Raw genomic sequence first — 27,000 nt, 5'->3', positions numbered from 1 at the left:
GACGCGCGCGCAGATATGTTCCCTTGTCACTGGATCACGGGAGGGCCCCATGTCTCGTTGCGTCTTCATGCTGCACGGAAAGTTCGCTTGGCCGCCGACCGTCGAGCGGAATCGGGCGACCTGCACGGCGATAGGTGTCGTGGAGATCCACTATGACAAGGCACCAGACGGCAAGTACGTCGCATTCCTGCGATGGAGGCCATCTGGTGTCGCAGACAGAGCTCCTCCTATGCCCGTCGGCAACGTCTTCGACGGAGACGACGCGTCGGAGCTGTTCGAAGCGTCCGCCAACAGGGAAGTCTGTGTCTGGATCGATCCGCGACAGAAGAGCGAGGTCCACGTCCGCCTGGTGTTTCGGGGGGCCTTCCTATTCACACAGAGGGAGTACGCGACTGGAGAGACCGGTGACGGCTCTCTGCTTCGCTGGCCAGTTGTGCCGTCGTGTTCGTACTCAGAGGCGGGAACCCCTGTGTTCTCGCAGTTGGTGGTCGGGCAGCCAGGGGACACGCCGAACGGCCAGTTCCGCTTTGACCTGCACGTTCCCACGCCGTTTGACCAGACGGACATTTCAGACAAGAAGGTTGCCGCACTTCCGTTCTCCGTGCTCTTCAATCCCGTAGTAGATGCACTCAAGGACGCCACGCACTTCACGACGCTGGTTGGTGGACCAGTCGGAACCTCCATAGGCAAGGCTTCCTTCATCTTCAAATCGAAGACGATTCCATCTCAGTCTCTGAACGACTTCGGCTTCGCTCCTGCCACGGACAAGGTCTCCAACGGTCCGTTTGCGGAGTACAGCAACAACAATCACGGCAGCATCTTCAAACCCGTAAGACCCGAGCGATTCTGGTCGTCCTTGTCTTCAGGTTGGTCCGACCAAGGGTGCTTCAGCGTCCTTCGACACATGGGTTTGCGGCTCACCGAGACCCCGCTGCTCTTCGTCGAGGACGTCGACGCCGGCGGCACTGCGGGATCCGTGAGCCTGCTCTTGCCGCCGGCTGTCGAGTATGCCAATCGCAACACTCAGGGAGTCTGGAAGCTTCGCTACCGCGTCACGCTGGCCGTCGACGGCAAGAAGGGTCAGACCGGCGATATCTCATGGCGGGATGGAAAGATTGCTGTCTTACTCGAAGAGGAGATAGGGGGCTACCTTCTCACCGACTCCACAAAACTGCAGCTCGATTGCGAGGTGACCTGGACGATCACCGACGACACGGCGTTCTCACCCGACAAATGGTTTCCGCAGGCCAGATTGCGCGTCCACTGGCAGGAAGACATCCCGGCCGGGGCGGTGGCGGGACCCCCAACGATCGCCTTTGGCTCTGCTCGCCTGCCGGCGTTCCGCTCTGGGATGCTCGCAGCAGCCGCCGAGACGCTGCAAGGCGCCCCTGGTTCGCTGTCCCAGGTGGAGTCTGGTCAACCTCAATCCTTCTTTCCGCAGCTGGCCTGGAAGAAGGCACAAAGCGTCCGGTTTTCGCTCTATGCCCCACCGGTAGAACTGTCTCGCAAAGACGGGATGCTTCGGTGGCCGGCGGTGCCAACGTCCCGGGCACCGCTTCTGCGGCTGTCGCTCGCCTCGAACGACGATCTACTGCCGCAATGGGATGGACTCGCGGAGCCATCGATTCAGCTAAGCGCAACCTTGCGCAGCTTTTTCACCGACGCCCAACAACCGACCATTGAGCTCCTACTTCGACACCTGCCAAGCTGGGCGCCTGCGACGCGTGAGTCTGCTCGGTCGGGAGACCCTTTCTTCGCCGGCTTCACCATTGCTAGCCTGAAAGCTGAAAGTGGCCGGGGACGAATCTCGTCCCTGGAGTTCCTTTCGAGCTCCTATGAACGCGATGGGGCGGGTCGACTGCTCGCTGGTGGCCGCGGGGTTGCTACGCATCCGCTGCCGCCGCCAGTTCCCCCAGCGGACTATCCATTCCCCTTCGCGACGAGACTTCAATTGGACTTGAACGTCCGACGAGTCATCCCCCTTGGACCGGGCAGCAGCCGTGGCGACGACGAAAGGGCCACCCCGCTGCTGATCCCACTGCGCGCCGAAGCCCTCGCGGATAAGGACTCTTTCTACCTTCACGTGACAGAGACAATAGCTCCGTTCGCCGATCGAAGCCTTGACATCGAGTTGCTTGAAGACGCGACTCTTGCAGATCCTGAAGAGCTCTCCTACGCGCTCCTCTCAAGCGAACCGTTTGGCATTGCTCGCTTCTCACACAAGCCTCTTGCGGCCCGCGGTGACGCCGGTAAAGGTGTCGTTGCTACGTACTCCAGCGTCGACCGCATCTGGCGCTTCTCCGCATCAAAGTACTACAGATACTCGTTGCCACCGCAGGGCATCGGTGAGAGCGCAGACAAGCCGCGCCGACTTGAGCTTCATGACTGGCTGGATGTACCAGCAAATGATGATCCAGGCGACTCTACATATAGAGGTGTTCCTCGCCCCTATCGCGTGCGTGTTTCGGGAGGAGCACCGGTCTATGACGGGCTGCAGCGCCGAGCAGTCGAGTTCAGGCTCACGCCTTCTGCAGAGATCTGGATTCAACCGAGCGACGTCCAGCTAGGCTACTTCATGCCCGAGTGGCAAAGCCACGAGATCTTCCGTCAGCGCGGCGAGCTAGGACTCGGCGCGGCGCTGACCGCATTCCGCGCCGAATTTCTATATGGCCTTTCGGTCGGTGTTGACGTCGCAAAGGAAAAGGGGCCAGCCAGGCGCGCGCGCCTGGCTGAGATCGAAGCTCTAACGGGTCGATTTCTTCCAACGGCACAAGGCCAGTCTGCTCCTGAACTCCGCTGGAATAAGTTGCGTCAGGCCTTGCTACAACGGCCGGAGCGGCTCGAGGCTTGGGCGCACGACCCAGACGCGGTCGTCGAGTTTGCACCAGCTCACTTCTCGAGTGGCGTGAGTTTCGCTTTGCGCAGTACAGCGCTGTTTCGCGCCCCGCTCGCGTCCCTTGACCGCTCAGACCGCCTGTCACCGGTAGGCGAGGACTCGTCCCGCCCTACGTTCCGCTATCACCCACAAGGACTCAGTGGAGGAGCTCTCTGGCCTGTCGAATCGGCCAACCTCTTCCGCGCGCTCGCCGAGAACCCTCAGTCGAGCGGCGGAACACTTGACGACGTGGCCTTTTCCCCATTGGGTGGCGACGCGACGCAGAAAGCCCTTTTCCTGAACGGGAAGGTCACGATTATCAGCAAGACCCGGAACGGGTTCATCGAGAGTCAACGCGTGGAGGTCATTGGTCGAGTGGGCGCCCTCTGGCACCGGGCGAAGCACGTTGTTGTCTATGAGCGCACCGTCAACCCTTCAGCACAGTTCGCCCCCGAGTTTGAAGAGGATCCGCAGCGGACACGTAGCCGTAGACCTGTTCTGCGCAAGGTTCGCGAGTTCGTGGAGATATTGCAGCGTGAGCGCGCGTACCCCGACTTCGCGAAGGCATCTGCGCGATCCATAGGTTGTCTCGAGAGAGTCCGGTTCAACACCATCATCATCAACGTCGACAGTGCATGGAGCCGCGACGTTGAAGACTACGGCTGGGAAATTCCGCTATGGAATCGAGCTGCCGCGATACGTCGCCCTCAGGTCTATCCCATGCCTGACGCCGCCTTCTGCTCGCATTCGGAAGGGGAAGGCGAAACGCCAACAGTTGCCCAAGAGTGCCAAGACAGCGACTACCTGTATTTCTTCGCGGACTTCCGTACGCCTACGGCGGAGACGGATGAGTGGCCAGAGCGGCTTGGTGTCGACTATCTCGACCTACCCGCCGCCAGCACGATTGCAAGCTTCGTCGACCGCCGATCGTCAGAAGATCCGTCGGAGTCGACAGGTGCACCGAAGCGCAGGCGACCAGTTAGTAGGTTTCTCCCTGGAATGCGCCGATTTACGTGGCGGCTGGCGCCTGCGTGCCGAAAGGTGGCGATCAACGCCGGGAGATCAGCCTCTCCGGTATATGTTGGGTTGGAGAGCGTCACATTCATGCGCGCCGCGGCCACCGCCGGCGCCGAAAAGGTGTTTGAGCAAACCTTCGGGTCGATATTGGATTTCGCCGCTAGAGCCGCTGGTCAAACCGCGGCACTACCGGAACGTTGGCCGGCAAGAGGCGGCAATGTCAACGGTTTGAAGGCGGTATTCTCCAGTCTTGTCGCAAGTGTTCGCGATGCTGCTTCAGACGCCGATGTCCGGACATCGGCCGCTACGCTGCAGAACTGGCTTCTAGCGAACGCCACAACGCTTCGCGGAGAACTGCACACCGAGCTGGGTCAAGGCCTCACGAATGCGGCGAACAACCTGTTCGCCGGGATGACAGCCGCGCCGGAGTTCATCAAACAGGGCCGGTCGCACTGCGACCAGATGAAGGCAGATGCGCTGGGCCTGATACACGGCAAGGCCATGCTCGTCGAGTCGCTGGTACGGGACTGGGAGGCCGGCATCGACGTCTGGACATCAACAGCCCCAACCAAGACCAAGTTGATCGCGAGCCTAGCGGACGAGCTTGTAAAGCAGATTCAACCTGCCTTTGACGCAGCACAAGAGGTTGTTGCTCACGCACGCGAGGATGCCGAGTCGGCTCGCGCAATCCTGGCTGAACTCAAACTTCAGGCAGATAGTTCCTTTGCAGGTTTGAAAGCGCGAATACACGAATACAGAAGATCCTACGACGACACTAAACCCTGGTCGGAGAGCCGCCGCGCCCAGTTCCAGCAGGGGCTCTTCGCAGTTGGTGCTTCGCTCGCCGATGACTTGTCCGCACGGCTCGAAGAGGCTCGCCAGCGGCTCGGAATGGAGATGGGCGATCTGTCACAGCAGGTGGCAGGGTCCGTAGGAGCTGCACTTCGTGTCCTGGATCAAAAGCAGTCAGAAGCGCTGGACGAGGTCGCCGATTTTGGTACCGCCATGCGTGGCTATCTCCAGACTGCGACCGACAAGCTTGTCACTGCGCAGTTTGATGCAGTCATTGCCGAGCTGACCGAGGCGCAGAACAAGCTCATCGGGAATACGAACCCGGGCGTGCAGGACCTTGACACTCTTCTCAAGGCTGCCAAGGAAGGTGCAACGAAGTTGCGTGACGCTTCGTTGGAGGGGCAAGCAGATCTGATCGAGACGACCGCCGGCCTCGCGCGGTACGAGCAAGGCGCCGTTGCAGGCGTTCAACGCGTTGGAGCGTTCCTAGATGCGATGCTTCAAACGGTCAACACCGCCTCGACGGCCCTTATTACAGCCGCGGACGATGCCACTGCACTTGCACTCACAGACGTAGCGAATGACATTGGTCAGGGCCGCTCGGCCTACTTAAACTGGGCGGCGGACGTTTCGGATGCAGCGAATAGATATGTGTCGGCGGCCGGACAGCCTGTCGACCTAGCCGTAGCTCAATTCGAGGGAGCTGTGGAGGCGGTGCTGCTGTTAGTCCACACGAAGATCGAGACGGCGTCGAACACATTGGACACCGTCGCTGGTGAAGTGACAGAAGCCATGCGCGAGGCAGAGAATGCACTTGCCCCAGACGCGCTTCTCAGGACGGTAGTGCGAGATCGCGTGATCGTTCCAGTGCTCGATCAACTTCTTGCTCCGCTGCCAGAGGCAATCGACGCGGGTCAGTTAAAAGAAGCGCGACTGCGATTGGTATCGACAAGCGCGTCGATCGGCGATGCGGTTCGGAAACTAGAAGCAAATGCGCTGTCCGCGGTCGGCGACATCACAGCATTGTGCTCGTCGGTATTCGATGCCGCCGACTCCGCATACGCCTATGCACAAGACCTGAGTAAGGGGGCGACAGCCTATATCGACGATCAAATCAAGAAGGCCACAGATGCTCTTAATGACGCCCTCGGCGGTGCCATCAGCAGCATTGACAAGATTCGCGCGAGCGTGACCGCAACCGATCAGGCAATCCGCCGGATCCAGAACGACCTCTCCCGATCCGCTGAGAGCGCGCGCGCGTACGGTGACCGCGTAATGGACGCGGCGGGCAAGCTGGGCACCGGCGGACTCTTGGCGGCGCCAAGCAACATCCTGCGCCTGTACTCGGCTGTGAGCTCCGCACCAGAACTGGCGGCGATGAGGGCCGACATCGACAGGCTCCGAGCGAGCTTTGATGAACTCAGCGATGTCATTGGCACGACGCGCGTCACGGCGCTATTCAATCGGCTTGGCGACGAGCTCAAGGCACTAGGGTTGTCGCTTCCCTTCGACGGCATTGGCGACCGTCTACTCCCCGTAGACCTTTCTTCCTTGGATGTTGGGAAAGTCTTCCGCAACCTCGGTGGCGCAAAGCTAGACGACTTCTTCAAGGGCAGCAAGCTCCCACGAGGAGCATCCGATTCCATCGTCCTTACGCATGAGCTGAATCCTGCAAAGGGTCGCGCTTGGATTCAGATCGACATCAACGTGCCCCTGCCGGGCCGCCGTAGCCTCTTTTCGGTCGAGGTCTTCAAGGCAGACTTCATCGACACGGTACTGACAGCGAATGTTCGATTTGAAACGAGTCAAGACGATCCCAACGTGACTCAGACCGGGTTCGGAAGAATCGAAACCGTTGTGGACCTATCAGTCGCCGGGCAATCCATGGTTCGTTTCGAGAAGTTTGGGCTGGCGTTCACGCGCGAGCGCGGCCTGGAAGTCGAGTTCGACCCGAAGGCGATCCGTATTAACCCCTCACTGCAGTTCGTGCAGGACTTCCTATCGATGCTGTTCCCCGATGAGATCGGTGGGATGAAGGTCATCAAGCGTGACGGCGTTCCAGTCGGCCTCGAGCACGAGTTCGCGATGCCACCGATCTCGCTCAACTTTGGTACGAGCGGCATCTCAAACATCTGCATCTCCAATTCGTTCCAGCTAACGGCGTATCCAGACTTTGTTCTCGGCGATCAGTTCTGGCTCTCGCGGCCAGAGCGACCATTCATCTTCTCTTTCTTCATCATCGGCGGAACTGGCTACATCCATGTCGAGGCCGAATACAAGCCGTTCCACTCCGATCTGGTTGTGACTGTGGAGGCGGGCGCCGGAGGCTCTGCCGCATTGGCCTTCGCAGTTGGCGTCTTCTCCGGTCAGGTCTTCATCACCCTGTCGATCTCGCTGTCGTACCAAAAGCGAATCGGCAGCCCAGGAGGGGGGCTTTCGATTGGCTCAGTTCTGGTCATCGCAGGCTACGTCGATGTGGCTTGCATAGCCACCGTCGGCATCTGCCTGATGCTACGCATGACTTACCGCGACTCCGGGCAAGTTGACGCTGACGGATCACTGTCCGTCACGATAAGGATCTCGCGCTTCTTCAAGCTCACCGCGCGTGCAAATGCTCAGTACACGCTGCGAAATGGTCAGTCGCAGTCCAGTACGTCAGCGAGCGCCGATTTGGAGCCTGAGTCCGACATCGCACAGAAGGTAAAGCGCCTGCAGAAAGCAAGGGGTTGAAGATGGCACAGACGAAGCGCATTCACTGCGTGTCCGATCAGGAACCTACGTCGTATCACGCAGGATCGGCCTACGCCATAAACCTCAACATCGAGTGCTCAGGCAACGCGATTGACGCCGCAGAAGCCACCGCCGCGAAGGCCGCCTTTCACAACTTTCTGGCGGCTTTGCCAAGGGTGGAGTTTCACCTCTATGAGCTGAAAAGGCCCGGGGCTGATTGGGAAGCCCATCGCGATGTTCAGCTGCAAACGTTCGGGACATCTCCCAGTTCAGATCCAAGGGCAATTGTCGACTGGCTTGATAGTCTGCAACCCACTGGCGAGAACGGGTATTGGGTCTTGTCTACCCAAACGGCTGGGATCTTGGACAAGGCGGACAAGGCCGTTGAGCAAGCTCACTTCGGTGCAACACACCTGCTTCGCGGGTCGCACTCATGGAGCGCTCCAGTCGGCCATCGATTTGGCCTCACGCGTCTCATCGAAGCGTCAGTCCCCGCGTCCGCCACGAGAAAGTTCATCGCTCTACCGCACATTCCTGGACACATCCCAGCATCTCCCATCCCTGCTGCTCAGGTCGATACGGACCGCTGGGACGTGGACTACCCGTTCGACGATGTCCTCGGCGATGTAACTTGCCGCTCAAACAGCCTCTCGCCGCAGTCTTCAACGTTGCCCTTTCTCACGCCCGAGGGGTTCCTCAAAGTCAATAAGCACGCGATGGAGCTGCGACGCTTCCTCGATGACTACGAAACGGGGTGGACTGGCATCGTCGCTTCACTTCCGGCGCTGCTTGGCGCCGCCTTGAGTCATGACTCGCTGCCTTGGACGGTCGATCCCAATCACGGAACTTGGACGTTTGCCCACAGCGTCCCGGCTTGGCAAGTAATCGCCGGCCTCACAACCGCCCTCGATCCACTGATCGTCGCCCTCTTGCGTCCTGGTTCAGCCGCTGGTGCTGGGGACGAAATCGTTGGCGACGTACTGCTGTCTCTCGTGACCGATGTACTTGAGGCCGCGGCTGAAATGCCACCAGAGAAGTTGGAATTGACCCCTGGCGCGGTTGCAGGTGCCCTGCGCGACCTTTTGCGCCACAGTCCGCTACTGGATCACACGGCAACGCCACGGGAGTTCATCAGCGCGCTGCGAGACGCACACGGCTTGACAGGCGCGACCGATGGAAGCGGTGTGGCCGGCCGCCTGGTGGATGTATTGCTGAACGCGGTCGCAGACGGCGCGTTTGCTCCTCTGTCGTGGGATGAAGCGAAGGCTCTCTCAGGGTCTCACTCGGAGACCGGTGGCGTAAAGACCGCTACCGGCTTCCTGCAAGACCCCTACGGTGTCGTGATCGATGCGAATCACCGGCTGCATGAGGAAGCAGGCGCCGAGAGAACGATCCTTCGACTCTTCAACTTCGCAGCAGCAGAGCTCGGAGGCATCGTGCCGGACCTGCTATTCAGAGCGCTGGTTCCGAACCCGCCGTCGAACGACCCTGACCACGACGAGTTTCGACGCAAGTTATTGGCGGCTTGGAACTCCTACGGCTCGCGCCTTGAAGGATCCTTCAACGGGGCGGAGGCGATTCGCAGATCAGCCAGCGCCGACTTCGTCGACGTCTTGCAACGTGATGCCGCGCAATATGCCGAACCCGCGCCGTCTGACCTGATCGCCACGCTGGAAGCAGCAGATTTCTTCTCGGCTCGCATTGCCGGCACAAACACAGGGGTGTTCGGTGGCATCGCAAGCGCTTTGCCAGTTCCTCTGATGGGCCTTCTTGGCAACCCGCCACCCGATCTGCAGTTTCGTGCACGCTACCTCGAGGCGCTTGGATCTTTGAAGCGCCACGCTTCCACGGATGCAGTCTTTGTTGCCGATACAAAACCTGCACCCCTGCCTATCCAGGTATCGGCATCTCTCAGCGCCTCCGATCTCGATAGCTTCTCGACCGACTTCAACGGCATATGCATTGCACTTCGTCGCATTGACCATCCGGCGGACTCCACGCTGGACGCTTGGTCGCACGCGAATCTTGCAGAACTCGCATGGAGCCACGGTGGACATAGAGGCAGCGTTCTAGGTCTTCGCCAATGGCTTCCCTCCGTCCAAGATGCGAGAGCTCCAGCGTTTATCGACTACGACGGCTTTCCGTTCGCTAGTCAGACCATTGCGCGCGTTTCGGCCTCGGGCACCCAGCAGCAATTAAGGAAGCCGTTCTACTCGGCGGATGTAGCCCAAGAGACTGCGTTTGACGGCGGCTGGGCTCCTTCGCCATCTTTGGTGTATGGGAGGAATTTCGAAGCGTATTCGTTCGCAACAACGAACAGCGGAAGCATCCCCAATGAAATCCAGGAAGCCAACCAGCCATGGATGCCCGCGAAGGCACTCGCACCGGTCAACGCTCCCATAGCGAGGGCGAGCTACAGCAGACGCACGAATATCGGCACGGCATCAATCGACGAGCTGGGCACGTCGAAGCGATTTGCTAAGAGCCTACCGAATGTCAGGTCGTTGGCTGCCGACTACCCACGAGTAGCACTCTCCGCCAGCATGGGCGCCCTAGGATCGGCAGACCTGCTGCGAGAGCCTGATGGCAGCGGGATCCTGGCGTTTCCCTCGGCACAGGAGGGTGTTCAGGTGGAGTTCACGGACCTGCAATGGTCCGGTGAGCCAGCGATGATCCGAGTGCTCTTCTTCGACAAGGCGGCGCTCATCGGAAGCGCTGACCCAGTGAGCTTGCAGTTCGACAGCAATGATCTCGCCCAGCTCCATTCAGGGTCCGCCATCACTCTTACATTGAGCGGCAACGGAAGATTTCGCGCTCGGCTGGGGAGCGGTGCGCCGAAGGAGGAGACGCGAGTAGGAGCCAGCAGCAGACTTTGGTGGATTCGAGTCCAGCTTGAAAGCAAATCCAGTGCGAACTTTTCATTCTCAAATCCGTTTCCTCGCTCAAACGCAAGTGGCGCAACACCACCCCTATTGATGGCGCCATCAAGTGTCGGGTGGACCGATGGTCTTGCAGACAAGGTGAGCGCGAGGATCTCGTCTCCCCGTGTCGTCTTCTTCGATTTCGAACGCTGGTACCGAAATCCTGCGCTACTCCGTCGAACTTTCGGGGCAGCGACTTCCAATGGCAAGCGCCTGCAGGACTGGTTGCTACTCGCGTATGTCCGCCGTACCGAATTGTTAAACGTGGATGGCAAGGAGAACTTTTCGTCGGCTCTCGACCGGCTGCCGGACCCCGCAGTCGAAAAGTTGAGGGTAGAGCTTGTCTGCTTGGACTCACTGAACGCTACGCTCCCACTACCACCCAAATGTGTCGAAATCGACCTAAAGAAGAGGGTTGCCTCATGGGCCACTAACTGCACAGCCGAGGTCGAAACGCTCAAGCTTCCCGCGCTGCGGAAGATGTTTGATGACCTTGCTACCTTGATGTCCCTATCGGTGGAGATCGAGTCGACCCATCCCGTCCTAGAGCTCAGTGCCTCTGTGGAAGGGAGCTGCAAAGTGAATGTGCCCGCGGGCGTCGTCGCGGAGCTGCGCGTCTCTGCACTCGTTCCCAAGTCTCACTTTGAAGTGATAGATGGTCATCCACCGGTCATCGACCCGGGCGTCTCTGAATCAGCGGTACTTGACGGCAACTGGCAAGTCTTCCACGGCAATGCGCTGCAGATCGAGACGATGCTTGATGGCCTCGTAGGCGCCAAACCCATCGAAATGGCAAGCCGCGTCATATCTTGCAGCCCGCAGCCACAGGTCCGAGAGTACAAGGTGATCTCGGACGGAAGTATTGGCGACGCAGACCTTCGCCGTCGCTGGCGGCTCGTCAGTGACGCTGCCGTCTCGACTCAACGGTGGCGCCCGGGTGGTCTACCGCTGTACAACGTGATCGATCCGAGGAGATGGGCCGATGGCAACGACCAGAACGCAGCCTTGCCGATTCGCAACCCTGGTCAATCCCCCACGGATGAGCTACGGCTATTCGAGGACGAGATCTTTCTCGCGCGTGGACCTGAAGAGGCCGAAACCGTTTGGAAGTCGATTGACCCTCAGATGCCGGAATACAAACTTGGACACAGCCAGCCGGCATGCACCGTACTCCAGTCGATTCCATGGGAAGCTCCGTCGGCAACCTACATGCGCCACCGGTTCCAGTTGAGGTCGCGCTACGCTGGCGCTCTGACATCTGTAGCTCGAGGGACCGTAGCCGCTTGGCAGCCAGGCGCCGAGGGATCCGAAGCATGGACGCGCCGCGTGGCAGTGCTTGCAGATCGCAATCGCGCGTTGGTCACCAGACCTCAACTGCGCGCCCTATTGCCACTCACGACTTCGCCGCACGAACGAGGGACGCCTCCCATCATCGCGTTCCTGCAGGAGCCGCCGTTCTCAGAAGGGGGTTTGGCGGACCGGGTCGCCGCGGACATGAAGCTCGGTTTCGGTTTTGGCTTCTCCAATGGCGCGGGCACCGTAGGAATTCTCGATGCGCGCAAGGAATTCGGGCCGGACCCGGGACTGGACTACCGGCGCATCTCGGATTCGGAGGCCGTAGATTTTTCGCTGGCGAGTGAGGGACCTGTTGGCCTGACGTTCGATATACCTCGTGCGAACGCTGCAGCCTTCTCTAACTCGATCATCTCGATGACGCCCGCACGCTCCGATGGCACCGTTCTCGAACGAAAGTACGAAGAGCACTTCACTGGAATTTTCTTGCGGCGGTATCTCGCACCCGAGTGGCTTTCAGATCAAGATCCGACCACAGAGGCCGTCCCGGTATCGACATGTCTTTGGTTCGACCTGGATGCCATTGGTTCGCCTGCAACGCAGGTTGTGTTTGAGTCTGGAAGCGAACATGTCTTGCGCGCCACTGCGGGATATTTTGAGGTCAGCACCGCACTGATCGATAAGAGTGGGAGGGACGCGGGCCGCGACTGGGTGCCTGTCGCCCCCTGCACATCCAGAGGCCGGTATTCGGTGCTGCATGCTCCGGTAGCTCCCGGCCGCTTCTCAGCGTCCATTTTCCTGTCCAGAAATCAAAGCGCTCCCAGCCTCGGGACGACGAACCAGCCACTCCTCATTGCCAGCTTCGAGTGGAGTTTGCCGAAGGAAGATGCGCGCGCAACCGTGCAGGCACCGGGAGGTAGGGCACGCCACTGCGTAGCGAGCTTCCCTACGTCGCTCGCATGGAGTCGGACTGCCCGTGATTTCAAAACGGTCCTTATCGAGCCGCAAAGGCTGGGCGGCAACAACGATTTACAGGAGGTGCAGGCGGAGTTCCTAGTCGCGCGGCTTACAAAAGGAGGCCTGCGGTTCGAAACGAGCGAGGGTGGAACACAGAGAGCTGTGACTGTTCGTCCGTCGACTCTTCCCGAGTTCCTCCTTTACCGCCACAGGCACCTCGCAGTTATTGGTACACGCCCTGCCGCCGGGCTCGGCAAGCCAGTACAGGTATTCGCGGGAACCGCAATGGTCAGGAGACGCGCAGAGACCTTCCCTGTCCCGGCAGACTTCGGCGTGGCTTCGCAGCTGCACCTTGCCGAATATGAGGTCCGTAGCCAGCCACTCGCATCAGCGTTCTCGCTTTCGGCCGACGGAAAGTGGACGCCAGTCGCCTCCATCCCTGCAATGGCAGCCACAGCCTATGTTGATCTCACAGCCACAGCCGCTTCGTGGGACCGTGAGCTATGGCTATTCTTTCGCTTCGCATCGGAAGCACGAAAGGACAAGTTTTCTAAGCTGGGGTTGCGGGTGGAACTGCCAGACGTTGAAGAGGTGGACGGCGATGGCCTTCAGACCATCAAGTCACAGCCAGGTGGCACCACATTTGTTGTGGATCTACCGGCGGACAGCGCCGCATTCGGAGTTGAGCTCCTGCTTCTGCCCGATCCCAACGGCACTACAAAGGCTCTGTTGACGCTCGTGCATGCGGACGGTGGTCGTCAGCAAATGTCGGTCAACAATTTCCCGCGACCAGACAAGAAGACAAAGGGGTTCCTGCTCAGCCTGGCGGCCCAAAGTGAGTTCTGGACCGACTTTTCGATGCTGCACTTCCCAAGCGGCCATCTGACGAAGAGTCCAGCAGCCTGGGAATTCAACTTCGAGCTGCTGTTCTCGAAAACCTCCGATCTTCCGGCCGCTAAGGCTGTTCAAGCCGAAAACAATTCGGCTCGTGACGAGGTTCAGGCGCGGATTGTCTCGATGTCGCCGCCCATCCCGATCATCAGATAGGGAGCAGTTCCGCCGACTGTCTCGGCTCGGCAGTCAAATGCGTCACCGCCTTCACCGGTGCGTAGGCGGCCAGCGAAGTCATGTTGATCCGCTAGGCGGCCCTACCGATTTGGTAGGTCAAGGGGTAAATCGCGGCACGCTGCAATTTACCCCTTACCTCGAACGTTGAACGACTGCTTAACGGTGTCGAGTTCAACAAATCGCAGGACCGCACCTCACTGCGCTGCTGACGTGCAGGTCGATGAATCGGATGACTGCAGAGGGCCCATCTGCGCCATCCACGGGTCGCAAGCGACCGGCAGCAACCAGTCTAAAGCGCGGGTTCGATCTACGGCCTCAGTCCTGCCGTCAAAGAGCGGACGTCGGGTACAGATCTGGCGTCGGCCACGCTTTTCAAGATCAGGGAAACATCGTCGCGATGCTCCTGGGTCACTCGCAGGCAGAAGATCCATTTCTGTCAACGAGTCGGCTCCGGCGCCGCCCCTCTTCCCGCCGGTACCGCGGGGTCGCGTCCCATCGCGCCGTTATCGTCAACCGATCGGGTCGGCGTCTTCGTCCTCGCCCGGCGCCCTCGGCCCGACACGCTCATCCGGCACCAGCTTGAAAAGCTCTACACAGCCATCCTTGCAGATGAGGTACTCGATGACGCTGCGCGATCGAAGCTCGGCTTGGTGCGCGCTGTCTCGGCTGTTGCAGAGGCGGGAAGAGCAGCTATTCCAGGCGGGTCCGGCAGGAAGCCTGTCGGCGCGTTCAGCGCCCTGAGGGCGTCCGACTTCTGTGCTCGACGTGCGAAACCTTAGCCTGGCGACTGCCTGACCAGTGAGCAGCCATGGAAGAAGACGTTCGCCTAGTCTGATTTATGCCGTGTCGCGCCCCCACATTGAAGCATGCACTTCTTTTCGCTTGGTATCGACAATCTGGTATCGCTGCAACATCGAGGAACTCACATGCCTTGGACCGACCACGGAAAAATAGCTGGCGCCCTTGTCTTGGTCGTGACGCTCGCCCTCATGCTTCCTATGTTGCGCTACCTTCGCTCCGGATGGGGAGCCAAGCGCCTAGACATCATCGATGGCCTCAGCGGTGAAGCTCGATTGGCCTATTTTCAGATGTTCAATCGTACAAATTCGCCAGCGAACGCGGGAGATGCTGTCGGCGCGTTCGAAGACCTCTACAAGCATTGGTTCGGGCGTCGCTATTTTCTTTGGCCAGGTGTCCTCTTCTTCGTAGTCGGATTCCTTTCCGTGGCGCTGGCCGTTTCTGGTGGGTTGCACCGGCTGGACTTTATCGACGGCGGCCCATTGTGCAACCTCCCTGACAATGCGATTTATGCCTTGGCCGGCGCCTACCTTTGGGTCGCCGACGATCACATCTCCAGGGCCAGAAGATTGGACTTCTCGCCCGCCGACGTGCACTGGGCGACACTGCGGTTCATCATCGCCATTCCAATGGGTTATGCCTTCGTGGGGTGGGCGGGTGACAAAGCGGGCTTTGTGGCGTTCGCCCTTGGCGCGTTCCCTTTGGGCACCCTTATTTCGATGATTCAGCGAGGTTTTAGGAAGGTGATCGGCGATACGGACCCGGACAAGGAGGGTGCGCACGACAGCGTGATCCGCCTGCAAGGGGTGAACTCGTCCATCGCGGAGCGCCTCGCCAATGAGGACATCACCACGATCCCCCAATTCGCCTACTGCGATCCAGTTCGCTTGGTCATGCGTTCGAACTTGTCTTTCAACTTCGTCACCGACTGCATGAGCCAAGCGCTCGCCTGGATCTACTTCGAGACGCACCTAGCCGAACTCCGAGTGATGGGGCTGCGGGGCGCGGTAGAGATCAAATACTTGATCGATGAAATTGACGATCTGGACAGTGAAGACCCCGCGGCGAGAGCGTGTCAGGCTGCTGCCGCGGCGACATTGCAGGCGCTGGCCGTAAAGCTCGACATGACCACCGACACAGTTCAAAACGCCTTGCGTCAGATCGCCGAGGACCCGTTCACCATATTTCTCCAGGAGGTATGGACAACGCCGGAGACCTGACCAGCAGCTCAAGAAGCATCGCGCGCACGTCGTGAGCTGTCGGACGGGCGCATACGGGCTTTACTTGGCAAAGTCCTGCAAGGACCGACCGCTTTCGAGTGCGGCGCGCAGCCAGCGCGGCCTGGGACCTCGACCGCTCCAGGTGTTGCCAGACTCGTCGGTATAGACGGTCTTGGGAGGCGGACGCTTGAGCTTCTCCTTCTTCGCCTTTGTCATCCCCTTCTTTGCAGAAATCGGTTCTGGACCAGAGCCCGTCCCGAGGCGGAACTCTTCAAGCGAATGCCCAGCAGCCAACGCGTCCCTAAGCCAATGCGGATGCGGTCCCCGGCCTGACCACACGTTCCCGGTCGAGTCACCGAAAGCAGACTTCGCCTTACCGGGTGCCTTCTTTGTCGGAGTCGATTTTTTGGCGCCCCCTCTCGGCTCCAGGCCAAGATCCGCAGCGGTGAGGCCATAGTGCGCAATCGCCACCTTTATCCGTTCGACCACGCCAGAGACCTCGCGATCGCGCAGGCTCTCCGCTTGCTTTTGAAGCTTGTCGATCTGCTTCTGGATTGTCCGGTATGTGGTCGCCATTGTTCAATGCAAAGAATGCGGATGCCCGACAGCTTACTACTTTTGCCTCGCGTCGCATCGGAGCGGACAGATCGGACATTGACTTTCTGAACCAGTGGCAATTAACAAAGCCGCGCGGCGCGGCAAGCACTGTCAGCCGGCCAAGGTCCCCTAGCCTCTTTCCTGGCTTTGTTACCAAGCACACTCGGTCCGGTGGAACGGTCAGCGCCTGCCGCGATTTCAGTTCCACTCGTTCGTGGGCGACAGTGGGTAGTAGGTGCGCGCGCTTGAGCGCGCCACTGGATCAGCTTGCGTACGACCCGACAGCGCCGCGAGGAGCTCCGAGCCTGCTCGGCCCTCCGGCCCCGGCTCCATCCGCGCCCGTGATAAGCCAGGTTGTGTTCGTGACCGCCTTCGAGCGTGGGGTGATACTTCGCAGGCGTGAACGTCGCCGTCCCATCCACGCTACTGCGTCCTCAGGCGCTCTTCATCTAGTCATAGACCCTTCGCGTGGGCGCCGATTGCTCGATCGCAGCAGCCGCACGCAGCATGAGGATTTCCCGGAAAGGCGCACCGACGATCTGCACTCCCAACGGCAAGCCGTCATCCTGCCCCACCGGCACATTCAGTCCACCCAGACTTAGCGCCGCGACCGAAATGAGTGGGGACTGGTCGTCCAGCAACTTCCTTATCACCTCTTCTCCTCCAAGATCATCATCCCATTTCATGGGCAATCGGCACGATGTGGGCATCAGTAGAAGAGGATGCCGAACGAAGAGAGCTTGCCACTTTCGGCGCAACGCATCACGCTTTGCGAGGGCCGTCACGTAGGTACGCAGATCCGGATTCGGCGCACAAGAGGCCATCGCGTGTATGGATGTCGAACTCACGTGATCGTCCATCGCGTCGACATCGGCCATCATTCCCAATCGGTTTTCCGTGATCACGATCGAAAGCCAGAGTTCCAACGCGTCCCGCATCGAAGGTACTTTAACCGGATCAACCTTGTAGCCTGCGGCTTCCAGGGCCCGAGCGGCAATATCCAGCGCGCTCCGGATCTTCGACGGGAGAGCGACACCTTCGATTTCATCGATCAAACCTACGGGACATGCTGCGTTGTCGTCCGGGTAGTCCAGGGGTGTGTTGATCCAGATCGGATCCGCCTGCCCATCCACTGCCATCGCTCGCAACGTGAGTTCAAGATCGCGCGAGGTTCGAGCGAGCGGCCCTTGCGCCGAAAACAACTGCAGGCCTGCAAAGCGCGCGGGCACAGTGCCGTTCAACGCGGGCACGCGCCCTGGCGTAGGGCGAAGACCAAGAACGCCGTTCACGTACGCAGGGTATCGGATCGATCCAGCGATATCGGTGCCGTGAGCCACTGCCCCCATGCCTGAGGCCACAGCCACAGCCGCGCCGCCACTGGATCCGCCGGACGTGATGTCGTCACTCCAAGGGTTGAGCGTCCGCCCATGTATCGGGTTCTCAGTGAACCACCGATGCGAGAACGGCGGCACGTTGGTTCGCCCTGCGATGATCGCGCCCGCACGCCTCAAGTTGGCCACGACCAGACTGTCGTGCTCCGCCACGCGCACCTTGTAGGCAGGCACGCCGTTGGTGGTTGCCTGTCCTTCAACATCGGCATTCAGCTTGATGGTGATCGGCACACCATGCAGAGGCCCGACTGGAGCGACACTAGAGGTGAGTTCGGCGTCGGCCCGGAGCGCAGCGGAGATCTCCGCGTCTCGGTCGGCCTGGACAATCGCATTCAGCCTTGGGTTGACTTCATCAATTCGTGTGTGAAAGGCGACCATGACTTCCAACGAAGAAATGGTGCGCCTCTTGATATGCGCCGCCAAGTCGGTCGCGTCCCATTTCCAGAGCTCGGGCGGCAGAGAGGCCACAGGGCGAACAGACATCATTCCTCTTTCCATGGAGCGCTCTCAGTCCAACTTGATGTTGTATCGGGCAACAACGCCCTGGTACCCGGCAGCTTTGGCGTCTAGCTGGCGACGCAGTTCCTGAGGGGTCCAGGACACGGCTTCGAAGTTGAAAGTCTTGAAGCGCGCTTGCACCTCCGGACTGTCGACTGCCGCCTTGACGTCGCGGTTGATCCGGTCATTGATGGCCGCTGGCGTGTTCTTGGGCGTGAGCAAGACCACAACGCCGCTGGCCTCAACGTTCGGCGGCCCCCCCGCCTCGGCTAGGGTTGGGACATTCGGGAGCGACGACAGGCGGCGCGACCTCGCGATGGCCAGATACTTCACACGCCCACCCTCGTAGACCGATTGAGTCGAAGCCATTGCGCCGAGTGCCCAGTCCGTCTCCCCCGTGCTCACGGCTGTGTAAAGCTGTCCCATCTCCTTGTAGGGAACATGAAGCATCTGGACGCCAGCAGCAGTCTCGAGCATCGCTGACTGGAGATGCGCCGTCGTGCCGACGCCCCAGGTTCCGTAAGTCACTGCATCGGGCTTCGCCTTGGCCGCTGCAAGAAGGTCGCCGACGTTCTTCCACGGGGAGCTTGCCGCCACCACGACGAAGAACGGGGTGCTATACAAGGCCCCTGCCGGCTCAAAACTGTCGAAGACGCGAAAGTTCCTGCTCTTGAACAGCGTAGGCAAGGCGCTCATGGCGTCCCCATCGTGCATCAGGATGGTGTGACCATCAGGTGCCGCGGCCTTCGCTGCGTTGATCGCAATGAACCCAGCGCCCCCCGGCCGGTTGTCGATCAAGACAGGCTGCTTCCACTTTGCGCTCAATACTTCACCGACCGCCCTCATCATGGTGTCGGGACCGCTCCCGGCCGAGAAGGTCGTGAGGATCGTCACCGGCTTCGAGGGAAACGATGGTCCTCCAGTGTCAGCTTCTGCACCCCCTACGAAGGCCAGGGCAAGCGCAGCAGTGAGAACAGAAGCGGCCAAGTATCGATGTGCAAGCAGCGCCATGGAGTGACTCCCGGTTGTGATTAGGTGAATGTCTCGGAGAGATTCTTGTCCGCAGCAAACGGCTCCGGCAACACGCGGCCCGGATACCATCTATCGAAATTCTTGATATCTCGGAGCTCTGAAATGGCCGCACTTGACCTCGAATGGATCGCCGTTTTCGATGAGGTGTACAAAGCGTCGAGCGTGACGAAGGCCGCCGAACGACTAGGTTTGACACAGGGCGCTGCCAGCACGGCGCTGAATCGACTTCGGGGTTTCTACGGCGACCCTCTGTTCACCCGAACGTCCCGCGGAATGCTGGCAACGCCTCGGGCGGACGAGCTTCAACCCGTGCTTCGTCAAATCAGGGAGAGCCTGGAGGGCACGCTCACCGGGACCAACGGCTTCGACCCTTCCACTTCGCGACGGGCCTTTCGGATCTGCATGACTGATCTTGGAGAGACCTCTCTCCTCCCTGCTCTTCTGAACACCCTGCAGTCATCCGCCCCCGGCGTGCGGATCGACGCGGAACGCATTGGGAGTGAAAGCAGGCGCAGGCTGGAGGAAGGGCTCGTCGACCTTGCAGTCGGCTACATGCCTCAGCTTGATGCTGGTTTCTATCAACAATCCCTGGTCGAGCAGGATTTCCGATGCATCGCGGCTGCATCCCATCCGCGGCTACGACGGCGTTTGACGGATCAGATGTACAGCGCCGAACGTCATATCGAGGTCCTGACAGAGGGTACGGGGCATACCGGGGTCATACAGAACGCGATCCGTGCGGAGGGGATCGTGCGTCAGGTCGCGCTCCAGGTACCGAGCTTCCTGGCGGTTGCCCAGATCGTGAGCGAAACCGATCTGCTTGCGATGGTTCCTACGCATTACGCGCTCGTAACCCAGCGGCGGGAATCCATCAAGGTGTACCGCCTCCCGTTTCCCTCGCCGCGATATGTCATCAAGCAGCACTGGCATTCGCGATTTCATCGGGACCCCGCAAACATCTGGCTTCGCCAGACCGTGGCCAAACTCATGCCTTCCACCGTGCGACGGGAGTCGTTAACAGACAGGCAAACCGGCAAGTAGGTCCATCAGACGACCCGGCGCGCGGGTTCAGAAATCGTGCACGTTCCACTCGTAGTCGATGGCGACTTCACCCAGCAGCTTCAGTCGGTTCTCAGGCGTGCTCGCGAGGGCTTCTGTGATCTTTGCATTGAAGTTCACCAGGGTCGCCTTGGCGCGATCGGCGAACTCGCCCGTCACCCCTTGATCCTCGTAACTGCGGACGTAGGACCGGGTCGCAATCCCGACCACGAAGTACAACCCCAAGTTCTCAGGATCGTGCTTCATCAACTCGAAGGCGTCCTTGTATAGCGCCTTGAACGCATCGGACCCCGAGCCCGTGGTTGCGAATCGTGTGGAAATCTGGTGAAAGTTCCAGCCCTCCGGCCCCGGCCGCACCTGTGCCGAACCAGGTCGCGTTCGTGAAGACATTCGAGCATGGGGTAGCCCGCCGCCGTCGAGATCGGCGCCACCCGGTCCTTCGCGGCGAGGAGCTGTTCAGGGTAATCGCAAGCATCGCCACCCTTCGCGACAAGGACTACCAGAAGCGCGAGCTGGAGCTCACCAAGAAGCTGGAACTCGCTGGCGCCCTGCGCGATGTCGCCAACCCGGCGTTTCGGCCACAAAAGTGGGAAAAGTTGCTCGCCTACCTTCGCGAGGCGCACCCGCATTTCATCGAAGTCACCGACTTCGTTGCTCGGCGCTCGACGCCGTCGACCCGAGGGCGCGAACCCCTGAGGATTCCGCCCCTGCATCTATGGGGCGAGCCCGGGCTGGGCAAGACGCACTATGCAAACGACCTGGCCCAGGCCCTTGGCACGCCGATCCGACGGCATTCCATGGAGAACGCTCAGACGAGCTCCCTGCTCCTTGGGACGGAGCGGCATTGGAGCACGGCCACGCAAGGGCTCATCTTCCAGCAAATCGGCCTTGGAGCGGTTGCCAATACCGTTTTCCTGATTGACGAGCTGGACAAGGCGCCCTGAGGATCGCAGTACGACCCCTTGGCACCTCTGCATTCACTTCTTGAACCGATCACGGCTAGCAAGGTGCGAGATGCGTCGCTTGATATCGAGTTCGACGCGAGCCTGGCCACCTACATCGCCACGTCCAATGACCCGGCAAAGGTGCCCGAATCGCTACGTTCCCGATTTCGGGAGTTCCATATCCTGGCTCCGTCTGGGGCCCAGGCGCTAGAAGCGGCGCGTGTGATTGCAGCTGCTGCGGTACAGCAACTCAATATCCGCGAGTTCGCTAGGCCTACGCCTCTGATCACCAAGGAGCTGGCCCATCTGACGGCACCCGAGATCAGTCAAGTGCTTCAGGACTCTGTCGCTCGAGCCGTCGATGCCGGAAGGCTCTATTTGAAGATGTCCGACCTACCAGCTGACGTTCTTGATGACGACATTCAGAGCGTCCTGCATTGACCTGCGGGTCGCCTCGAGCCGCGGCTTCGGGCGTGGTTTGGGCGACTGCCGCGCATAGATTCGACCCTGCCTTCAAGGGAAGAGGACCGGTGCACCATTGCTGTCCGCAAGGCACGTCATCCTGGTTCCCATCCATTTGGGTGCCAGGGCAGTTCTTGAGGTAGAACTTTGCCTCAGTGCATGACGTCATCTGCGAGCAATACTTGCGTCCGTCGCACCGGAAGCCACTAGACAGGGCATCGAGGCCTGCCGCGTGATGCCACCGCAGGACTCGGCCACGACTGTGAGACGTACCGGTTGTAATTTCCATAGCCGAATGCGGCCAATGCACGACAGAAAACTCCAATCACGGCATGGCCAGGTCCAGACCCATCCTAATGCAGATTTCAAAGGTGAGGAACAACATGAGGAACGCAGCAGCGACGAACGCTGCGCCCACCTTGATAGATGTCAGCACCACTGCAGCTGTCTTTTGATTCTTGTCCTTCTGTCCCCGGTCGTAATGCCACTTGACGGCCAAATACATACCCACGCTGAGCACGAGAACCTTGAAAATAATAAAAGAGATAGGGATTGATTCCATGATCTAAAAAATATTAAGGGTGACAGACGGCGAAGCCTGAGTGCGGCGAGTAGCTCAATAGACCGATGAAGAAACGGAAAACGATCTGGCGACGCAGTTGCTGTGAACTGAATGGGCGGGCAAGGCGCGTCGAAAGACACGAAATACATCGGTCGAAAGGCGGAGCAGTCCGCCGGCACCGCAGAAGCACTCTCATGGTGCTGGGGAGTGTTCATCTTCCAGGCTGATACGTACAGAACCAGATCGCCTGAAAATTTTCGTATCAGATCCAAGAAGGCCGGTCGTCGCTCCGGCGGACGCGCGAGTGATGGGATTGATCGACAGGGCTGGCACGCCGACGTCTGATAGGAAAATCTCGGGAGCGGTTCAGAACGACCGTATCAGAATGAGATGCCCACGCCCATGAACCGCTACGAGAAGCTTGCCGACAACATCGCTCAGCGCATTCGCGCGGGTAACCTAAAGGCGAACGATCGCCTTCCCTCCGTGCGCGAATTGAAGTCGCAGATGGGCATCAGTGCATCCACAGTGTTCTCTGCTTACTACCTGCTGGAGGCGCAAGGGCTTGTCGAAGCGCGGCAGCGGTCGGGATACTTCGTCCGAGCGCGCGCGGAAGTGCCGTCCAACGAACTCGCCGCCAGCGAACCCGTCCTCGGGTCCATGTCGGTCGACGTCTCGTCGCTAGTCTTTCAGGTCCTCGCACAGGCTCGCGAGCGCGACATGGTCCCGCTCGGCTCGGCTTTTCCATCGCCAGAGCTGTTCCCCTTAGAGCAACTTGCCGCCGGCCTGACGCGAGCGCTCAAGCGGATGGATCCCTGGCAGACCATCGAGGATTTGTCACCAGGAAACGCCCTTTTGCGCCATCAGATCTCCCTCCGTTACGGCAGCGTCGGGATGGATGTTCCTGCGTCAGAGCTGGTCATCACTAGCGGGGCGATGGAAGCCCTCAATCTTGCGCTCGAATCGGTGACGCAGCCAGGCGACGTCGTGGCGATCGAAACCCCAACCTTTTATGCTGCGTTGCAGGCACTAGAGCGGCGCGGTCTTCGCGCGGTCGAGGTTGAGACCCACCCGCGAACAGGCGTGGATCTCGGCTCTCTTGCTCGCGTGATCGACCAGCATCCGGTGAAGGCCTGCTGGTTCATGCCGACCTTCCAGAACCCAATGGGCTGCACCATGAGCGACGCAGCCAAAGAGCAACTGGTCAACATGCTCGCCACTCGCGCCATACCGCTGATCGAAGACGACGTGTACGGCGAGCTCGCGCATGGGCCTCGAAGACCGCCACCGGCCAAGGCCTGGGACCGGGCCGGCTGGGTGCTGCACTGCAGTTCTTTCTCGAAATCCCTGGCACCCGGATATCGCATCGGATGGGTAGCGGGCGGTCGCTTCGCAGCTACCTTGGGTCGGAACAAGTTGATGAGTTCGCTGGCAACGGCACTTCCCTCGCAACTGGCCTTACAGGAGTACCTGCAACACAAGAGTTTCGATCGTCACCTGCGCGCCCTGCGGCATTCGTTCAGCCGCCAGCAGGCCGCCTGCTTACGATATATCGATCGATACTTTCCGACTGGAACGCGGGTCACGCGCCCCGAGGGCGGCTATTTCCTGTGGCTCGCGCTGCCGGAAGGTGTCGACGCGCTCGCACTGCACAAGGACGCTCTTCGGCTCCGCATAGGCGTAGCGCCCGGCCATTTGTTTTCAGCCGACCGGCGATACACCCGGCACTTGCGCATTAACTACGGGTATCTCGGCGACCCGCGCTTGGAAGGGGCTATCAGGAGTCTTGGAGATCTAGCCAACGCGCAGCTTAAATCCGCAACTGGAAAATCGGGGCCAAGCTTCAAAGGACGATCGTAGAGACCCTAGTTGGCGTCAATGCAGTTCGAGGTCCGGCCCCTTCGACTGACTCTCAACGTCACGAGCGCCGTTTCTGGCCCAGGACCGATCGGTAGACCTCGGCTCAGAAGCAGAGGGGCGATGGAGAAGCCAGTCAGCAGATCCTGTCAGGGACCGCGGCGCCAATGGCGCTGCAGCAAAGTCCCGATGTACGGGTGCAATCTTTACCTGCGAACCACCGCGAACTGAGAGATTTGCATACCCAAAGCTCTCCAATTACGGGCCCTTACTTCGTGGCGTCCAAGTCGCAGCTCCCCGGGTCTGAACCGGACGCGACGGAACTCGGAACGCAACGGGCGAGGCCACGGCACCTTCCAAAAACTAAGTCCGACAGCAGCACTATCTCGCACACGTCCGGCACGTGAAGCAAAGGCGCTCGCCCACTTTTCGACCGTCGCCATGTGGCGGAAACCACTTTGATCACAAAGCGCGGCGCGCCTCCTGGTTGAGGACCAAGTGAATGTCAGGTTCGGGCAGCATTGAGTCTTAGCAGCTTGTCTTGCCTGAGAATTGCCTTCGGTACTCGCTGGGGCTCACGCCGACGCGGCGATTGAAGGCACGACTGAACGCATCCAGATTCGCGTACCCGACGTTCGCTGAAAGCCTCTTCAGGGGATCGTCGGAGTCCTCCAGCTGGCGCCGCGCCTCATCGATCCTGGCCTTTTCGACGAACTGCGACGGCGTCATGCCTGTCTCCTCGTGGAATACCCGGGTGAAGTTTCGCTCACTCATCCCAGCGAGCATGGCGAGCCGCGGCACCGACAGGTCGGTCATTAGGTGCGATAGCACGTGCTCCTGTACTTCCCGAATGTGCGACTTCTCCGCTGTCTGCGCGGCAAGATAGGCGCTGAACTGGCTTTGCCCGCCTGGGCGCTTGAGAAACATGACCAATTCCCGCGCGACGCGCAATGCGAGATCGCGCCCGTGGTCTTCCTCGACCATCGCAAGGGCCAGATCCAATCCTGCGGTCACGCCTGCTGACGTGTAAAGGCTACCGTCCTTCACGTAAATCGCGTCGGGCTCCAGAAGCACTTGAGGGTTCTGGACGCTCAACTGCGCAACTTCGTTCCAGTGGGTCGTCGCTCGTCGGCCATCCAGAAGGCCGGCAGCCGCGAGGACAAACGCTCCCGTGCACACAGATCCCAACCGCCGCACGGAGCGCGACTGCATTTGCAGCCAACGATGCAATTCCTGGCCAGAGCGCAGCGCCTCAACTTCAGGGCTGCCCGCAACGAGCAGGGTGTGGAGCTTTCCGCGAACGGTCGAGACGGTGGCATCCACGGCCAGTCGTAATCCGCAGCTACTGCGAAGCATGCCCGGCTCAGTGCCGATCACCTCCACGGAATAAGCCCGGGGATCACCCAGCTGCCGTGCCGCTTCAGCGAACACGTCCGCGGGACCCGAGACATCGAGCAGTTGGAAGCCGGGGAAAGCAAGGAGTCCTATGCGCATGGCGGAAGTCGCTGCAAGTTTGGCGGAAAACACCGGTATCGGGCCAACCGGCCGCGGCGATTGTGGCGGAAAATTCCCGCAACGGCAACTCACGCCACGCGGCGACTCAACCCACGGCAGGAAACCATGAACGCATCAATCACTGAAGCAGAGCGCGTTGGAAGCGCATTTTCGGAGGACGGGATGCTCGCTGCGCGCCAGTTCACCCGTACAGCAATCCAGCAAATCGCTGAAGCAGTGCGCCCGGGGATGCTCGAGGAAGACGCCGTGGAACTCGCCAAGAGCGTGCTCGCAAAGTTGGGTCTGCGTGCGACTTGGCACCCGGTGCGCGTGCGGTTCGGCATCAACACCATCAAGGCGATGAAACAGCCTTCTGTGCCCGGCGTCGTTCTGAAGGAGAACGACATCTTCTTCGTGGACATCGCCCCGCGCTACGAAGCATGGGAAGGCGACGGCGGCGCGACCTTCGTGGTCGGACGCGACCAGGAACTGGATCGCTGCGCACGCAACGCGGAGGAACTGTTCCACGAAGTTCGCGCAGCCTGGCGGCGGCACAACTGGACTGGCACCCGTCTCTACGAATACGCCGAAGAGCGCGCGAGGCAAATGGGCTGGGAGTTGAACTTCGATCTGCCTGGCCACCGTCTGTCCGACTTCCCTCATGCGGCGATTCACACAGGTTCGCTGGCGCAGGCCGCGTTCTCGCCGTCGCCCTCACGGTGGGTGCTTGAGATCCACTTGCGCGATCCGGAGCGTCGATTCGGCGCGTTCTTCGAGGACCTGCTCCTGGACGACCGCTTCTACGAGCAATGAATGATGTTCAATCTAAATGGAGCACAGAGTTCAGTTCCATTCAACTTGATCTTTGCGGATCATCGGCGAGCTGGCCACCGCGCGTGGTGAGCCGCCCGCTGCATCGCACCTCTCATCGTCTCGTCAAGGAACTCCCCACAGACCCTGGTCTCCGTTTGGATCGTACACGCCGGACGATCCCTCTTCTTTGACATTCGTGCGGACGGCGTTGCACGGCTAAAGCAGGAGCTGCAGGATGCATGCCTCGCTTCATGAATCACCGCGATCCGTTCGGGCGGACCAATCCCGTTCTCCAGCGGCGGAAGCCGCACCAAGAGCGTTCTTTATCTTGCACTTCGAATCCCTGTCCCATTCTGGGAGGGCGCTCGCGTTTCCCTCCGACGAAAACGGTTTGGTGAATCTGGACGCCATGCCCACGCGTACCCGAAACAACTATCTATATGCGCGGGCCATGCTCGGACGCGAATTTGCATGGCCTAGTATCCGTTACGTGAATGCGGATTGATCCTCCTGAGCGTCGCAGCAAATCGCTGCATAAGGTTCTCGTCACCATGATACGAAGTGCCGCAAAGCCCAGAATGCCTAGTCTGAGCGGCGTTCAAATCGCAATGGCGTGCCCA

At 60.0% G+C, this 27,000-nt stretch carries 15 protein-coding genes; 8 read left to right on the top strand and 7 right to left on the bottom strand.

Annotated features, from left to right (window positions below; all coding sequences use genetic code 11):
- Positions 1 to 229: 229 nt before the first annotated feature.
- The 3 genes from QZH52_RS24550 to QZH52_RS24540 all read left to right on the top strand — a co-directional run bounded on the left by QZH52_RS24550 (position 230) and on the right by QZH52_RS24540 (position 15,671).
- The gene (locus QZH52_RS24550; protein ID WP_301813151.1) at positions 230 to 7,414 is read left to right on the top strand and encodes a hypothetical protein; all 7,185 of its coding nucleotides are present in this window, start codon (positions 230 to 232) and stop codon (positions 7,412 to 7,414) included.
- A 2-nt stretch (positions 7,415 to 7,416) separates the two neighbouring features.
- Complete coding sequence (locus tag QZH52_RS24545) at positions 7,417 to 13,632, top strand: hypothetical protein (protein ID WP_301813150.1); 6,216 nt, start codon at positions 7,417 to 7,419, stop codon at positions 13,630 to 13,632.
- Between the two features lie 947 nt (positions 13,633 to 14,579).
- Entirely contained in the window at positions 14,580 to 15,671 is a 1,092-nt protein-coding gene (locus tag QZH52_RS24540; protein ID WP_301813149.1) for a hypothetical protein, read from the top strand.
- Between the two features lie 60 nt (positions 15,672 to 15,731).
- Here the strand turns inward: QZH52_RS24540 and QZH52_RS24535 are convergent, their stop codons facing one another.
- From QZH52_RS24535 to QZH52_RS24525, 3 genes are all read right to left on the bottom strand, one after another.
- On the bottom strand, positions 15,732 to 16,247 hold the full coding sequence (locus QZH52_RS24535; RefSeq protein ID WP_301813146.1) for an H-NS family nucleoid-associated regulatory protein: 516 nt from the start codon (positions 16,245 to 16,247) through the stop codon (positions 15,732 to 15,734).
- 470 nt (positions 16,248 to 16,717) lie between these two features.
- Positions 16,718 to 18,157 carry an amidase gene (locus QZH52_RS24530; protein WP_301813142.1) on the bottom strand — a complete coding sequence of 480 codons (1,440 nt, stop codon included), beginning with the start codon at positions 18,155 to 18,157 and terminating at the stop codon, positions 16,718 to 16,720.
- A gap of 9 nt (positions 18,158 to 18,166) precedes the next feature.
- A complete protein-coding gene (locus QZH52_RS24525; protein WP_301813140.1) occupies positions 18,167 to 19,168 on the bottom strand; it encodes a Bug family tripartite tricarboxylate transporter substrate binding protein in 1,002 nt (333 codons plus the stop codon).
- A gap of 123 nt (positions 19,169 to 19,291) precedes the next feature.
- Between QZH52_RS24525 and QZH52_RS24520 the strand changes: the two genes are divergently transcribed.
- Complete coding sequence (locus QZH52_RS24520; protein ID WP_286519399.1) at positions 19,292 to 20,230, top strand: LysR family transcriptional regulator; 939 nt, start codon at positions 19,292 to 19,294, stop codon at positions 20,228 to 20,230.
- A gap of 27 nt (positions 20,231 to 20,257) precedes the next feature.
- On the opposite strand, the gene QZH52_RS24515 is transcribed toward QZH52_RS24520, so the two are convergent.
- Positions 20,258 to 20,638 (bottom strand): hypothetical protein, encoded by a 381-nt coding sequence (locus QZH52_RS24515; RefSeq protein ID WP_301813138.1) that lies wholly within the window; start codon positions 20,636 to 20,638, stop codon positions 20,258 to 20,260.
- Here QZH52_RS24515 and QZH52_RS24510 point away from each other — a divergent pair.
- Positions 20,629 to 21,192 (top strand): AAA family ATPase, encoded by a 564-nt coding sequence (locus QZH52_RS24510; RefSeq protein WP_301813136.1) that lies wholly within the window; start codon positions 20,629 to 20,631, stop codon positions 21,190 to 21,192. The genes QZH52_RS24515 and QZH52_RS24510 overlap by 10 nt on opposite strands.
- Positions 21,193 to 21,210: 18 nt before the next feature.
- Positions 21,211 to 21,633, top strand: a complete 423-nt coding sequence (locus tag QZH52_RS24505; protein WP_286520237.1) for a P-loop NTPase family protein — start codon at positions 21,211 to 21,213, stop codon at positions 21,631 to 21,633.
- Here the strand turns inward: QZH52_RS24505 and QZH52_RS24500 are convergent.
- Positions 21,515 to 21,943: an excalibur calcium-binding domain-containing protein gene (locus tag QZH52_RS24500; RefSeq protein WP_436411627.1), complete on the bottom strand. Its 429-nt coding sequence runs from the start codon at positions 21,941 to 21,943 to the stop codon at positions 21,515 to 21,517. The genes QZH52_RS24505 and QZH52_RS24500 overlap by 119 nt on opposite strands.
- 36 nt (positions 21,944 to 21,979) lie before the next feature.
- Positions 21,980 to 22,216 carry a hypothetical protein gene (locus QZH52_RS24495; RefSeq protein ID WP_286519403.1) on the bottom strand — a complete coding sequence of 79 codons (237 nt, stop codon included), beginning with the start codon at positions 22,214 to 22,216 and terminating at the stop codon, positions 21,980 to 21,982.
- 402 nt (positions 22,217 to 22,618) lie between these two features.
- Between QZH52_RS24495 and QZH52_RS24490 the strand changes: the two genes are divergently transcribed.
- Entirely contained in the window at positions 22,619 to 24,076 is a 1,458-nt protein-coding gene (locus tag QZH52_RS24490) for an aminotransferase-like domain-containing protein (RefSeq protein ID WP_286519404.1), read from the top strand.
- Positions 24,077 to 24,601: 525 nt separating this feature from the next.
- Here the strand turns inward: QZH52_RS24490 and QZH52_RS24485 are convergent.
- A complete protein-coding gene (locus tag QZH52_RS24485; protein ID WP_301813129.1) occupies positions 24,602 to 25,567 on the bottom strand; it encodes a GlxA family transcriptional regulator in 966 nt (321 codons plus the stop codon).
- A gap of 126 nt (positions 25,568 to 25,693) precedes the next feature.
- Between QZH52_RS24485 and QZH52_RS24480 the strand changes: the two genes are divergently transcribed.
- The gene (locus tag QZH52_RS24480) at positions 25,694 to 26,380 is read left to right on the top strand and encodes a M24 family metallopeptidase (protein ID WP_286519405.1); all 687 of its coding nucleotides are present in this window, start codon (positions 25,694 to 25,696) and stop codon (positions 26,378 to 26,380) included.
- Positions 26,381 to 27,000 lie beyond the last annotated feature (620 nt).

Origin of the sequence: Variovorax ginsengisoli (assembly GCF_030486595.1) — a bacterium.
GTDB classification, from domain to species: Bacteria; Pseudomonadota; Gammaproteobacteria; order Burkholderiales; family Burkholderiaceae_C; genus Variovorax; species Variovorax ginsengisoli_B.
The sequence above is the reverse complement of the archived record's forward strand: the minus strand, read 5'-3'. Positions and strand labels throughout refer to the sequence as shown.